This window comes from Kosmotoga sp. (genome assembly GCF_982836095.1).
The window spans coordinates 912-3,718 of sequence record NZ_CEYIHJ010000113.1 but is presented as its reverse complement, the minus strand read 5'-3'; the positions used below and the strand labels follow the sequence as shown (position 1 = coordinate 3,718).

The window sequence follows — 2,807 nt, the reverse complement described above, 5'->3', positions numbered from 1 at the left end:
ACTGTCTGGGAATTCCTGCTGAAGTTTTTCATCGTATTCTTTGCTGTGGTTATTATTTCCGCAATTATGCCTCGGTTTAGAGTTGAACAGGCTGTGAAATTCTACTGGAAATGGCCATTGATACTGTCTTTTGTCCAGGCAATAATCGTCATCATGGCAACAGGGAGGTGAGTTGAATGATAAATCAGCAATCAGCCTGGGGAAAGGTTGCCAATATGCTTCGTGCCAGGTCATTGTGGATGCTCTACTATTGTACTGGCTGTGGCGCTATTGAGCTTCCACCTACAATGACATCTAGATTTGACATGGAACGCTTTGGTATAGGTCCCATGGCAACGCCCAGGCAAGCGGATATACTTTTGATAACCGGCTACTTGAGTACCAAGACTTTGCGAAGAATTGTTTATACATATGAACAAATGCAATCACCGAAATATATTGTAGGCTTTGGTTCATGTACTCTCAACGGTGGAGTCTATTATGACTCATATGCCACTATCAACAAGCTGGATCTATATGTTCCGGTTGACTTGTACCTTGCAGGTTGTATGCCAAGACCCGAAGCAATAATTAGTGGCTTCAAAGGGCTTATGAACAAAATAGACAGAGGTGAAGCCGACGGATGGAAGCGTTATCAAGAACATCACGAGTGGTACAAGCAGAACCAGCTAAAGGCACTCGGGGAGGTGTACATCCACGATGAATTCCACGAATAAAAGGATATTCGATGAAATAAAAGCGCTTTTCATTAACACCGAGTTTGAAAAGGTTGCAGAAAGGAAGTACGCTATCAGTATAGAAAAAGAGAAGGCGGGAACATTACTCGAAGCCTTGAAAAGAAAAGGATTTTCACATATGTCTCTCATCACCTGCATCGATAGAATAGCTGAAAATAAATTTGAAATCGTGTATTCGCTATTCAATTGGGAAACAGGGACGATTCTAATGGTAAAAACCCGTATCGATAGGGAAAAACCAGTTATGCCCACTGTGATGGAGATATGGCCAACAGCAAGATTCTATGAGAGAGACATTCACGAATTCTTTGGCGTCGAATTTGAAGGGAATCCTGACCTTAAACCTCTCATCCTTGAAAATTGGAAAGAAATACCTCCAATGCGAAAGGACTTTGACCCTGAGAAGTATTCCAAAGAACATTTTCCCGACAGAACTTATGATGTTAATTTCCTGTTAGAAGGAAGTGAAACCGATGAGTAAAGAAGTAAAACTCTTTCTGGGCCCTAATCACCCTGGAATGCATGGAAACTCAAGTGTTCATCTTTATGTGGAGGGAGACACGGTTGTAAAAGCAAGAACAGTTCCCGGTTTTCTCCATAGAGGGTTTGAAAAGCTTATGGAAAGGCGCCTTTGGTTCCAAAACCTCGCTCTGATACCGCGTATATGTGTTCCAGAACCAGATATTAACGAAATGGTATATGCCATGGCTGTTGAGGCCCTGACAGGTGTCGAAGTACCTGAAAGGGCTCACTGGATAAGAATGATAATTCTCGAACTTGCCAGGATTTCAGCGCATTTGATGGCAATGGGCGGAGTAGGTGGTTCAACGGGTCTTTATACTATGACCTACTGGACAATGCCTGATAGGGACAGGATTCTGGATATATTCGAAAAGATAACAGGTGCAAGGGTTTACCACATGTATATAATTCCCGGAGGAGTAAGAAAAGATCTTCCCAGGGGTATTGAAAAAGACATACTTGAAGTCCTCGATTATCTTGAAAGCCGAATGCCAGAATACGAAAATTTGCTCCTTAAAAATAGAGTTATCAGAACGAGAACCAAAGGCATAGCAAAACTAACAAAAGAAGAAGCTCTTGAAATCGGTGTTACTGGTGTTGGTTTAAGGGCAACTGGCCTTCCATATGATATAAGAAAAATAGATCCCTATGCCAGATACGATAAAGTGGAGTTCGTTGTGCCTACCGCCACTGAAGGTGATGCGTATGCAAGATTCACGCTCAAATATCTTGAACTCCAGCAGAGTATAAAAATCATAAGACAATGTATCGATCTCATGCCAAAAGAGGAACCTGTAAATGTGAAGTTTTCTGGTGGAAGCGCACTGAGATTCCGAGTACCGGCAGGAAGTGTCTATTGCCATATTGAATCTTCAAGAGGAGAATATGGATACTTTGTTGTCTCTGATGGTAGTGAGATGCCATATCGAATCCACGTGCGCGGTGCTTCCTATCCACAGGGGCTTTATGGTGTTGAAAGCAAGCTTCCGGGAACAAGGCTTGAAGATGTGGCTCTATGGCTCAACACTATGGATTTCTGCCCACCAGAAATCGACAGGTGAGGAGGCGATATCATGAGTATATATGAAACATTCAAAAAATCATTCTGGGGACCTACAATAGCCTGGAAAAGGCTTTTTACAAAACCCGTTACCATAAAAGTTCCTAAAGTCTATAGAGAAGCAGCAGAAAGGTATAGAGGTTTTCATGTAAATGATTGGGAACTGTGTACAGGATGCTCTACATGCTCTAAGGTCTGTCCCACCGATGCAATAAAAATGGTTCCAGTGGATATTGAAGTGGAACCAGGGAAAAAAGCTCAAAGGCCAGCAATAGATTACGGCAGATGCACTTTTTGCGGTATGTGTGTGGACATTTGCACAACTGGTTCACTGAAAATGACCCGGGAATACATTCACATTTCAGATGACCCCAATACTTTCTTTTTCTTGCCAGATGAAGCAGGAATTCATCATCAGGAAATCCCCCTGGGATATCAGCGTGATGAAGCTTCTGAATTGCTTGACCTTGAACGCGTAGAAATGGAAG

At 42.4% G+C, this 2,807-nt stretch carries 5 protein-coding genes; all 5 read left to right on the top strand.

Features of this window, described 5'->3' with window-relative positions:
- The first annotated feature begins 45 nt into the window (after positions 1-45).
- Positions 46-171, top strand: a complete 126-nt coding sequence (locus AC3LHT_RS07775) for an NADH-quinone oxidoreductase subunit H (protein WP_488662490.1) — start codon at positions 46-48, stop codon at positions 169-171.
- 5 nt (positions 172-176) lie between these two features.
- Complete coding sequence (gene nuoB / locus AC3LHT_RS07770) at positions 177-716, top strand: NADH-quinone oxidoreductase subunit NuoB (RefSeq protein WP_290645661.1); 540 nt, start codon at positions 177-179, stop codon at positions 714-716.
- Positions 700-1,218 (top strand): NADH-quinone oxidoreductase subunit C, encoded by a 519-nt coding sequence (locus tag AC3LHT_RS07765; RefSeq protein ID WP_488662486.1) that lies wholly within the window; start codon positions 700-702, stop codon positions 1,216-1,218. Before nuoB ends, AC3LHT_RS07765 begins: the two co-directional genes overlap by 17 nt.
- Positions 1,211-2,320, top strand: a complete 1,110-nt coding sequence (locus AC3LHT_RS07760; protein WP_488662485.1) for an NADH-quinone oxidoreductase subunit D — start codon at positions 1,211-1,213, stop codon at positions 2,318-2,320. Before AC3LHT_RS07765 ends, AC3LHT_RS07760 begins: the two co-directional genes overlap by 8 nt.
- 12 nt (positions 2,321-2,332) lie before the next feature.
- A partial coding sequence (locus AC3LHT_RS07755; RefSeq protein WP_488662484.1) for a 4Fe-4S binding protein occupies positions 2,333-2,807 on the top strand: 475 nt, incomplete at its 3' end.

Bases quoted from the DNA above. Each gene is read 5' to 3' on its own strand.
- nuoB (WP_290645661.1), top strand. From the start codon at position 177: ATGATAAATCAGCAATCAGCCTGGGGAAAGGTTGCCAATATGCTTCGT.
- AC3LHT_RS07765 (WP_488662486.1), top strand. From the start codon at position 700: ATGAATTCCACGAATAAAAGGATATTCGATGAAATAAAAGCGCTTTTC.
- AC3LHT_RS07760 (WP_488662485.1), top strand. From the start codon at position 1,211: ATGAGTAAAGAAGTAAAACTCTTTCTGGGCCCTAATCACCCTGGAATG.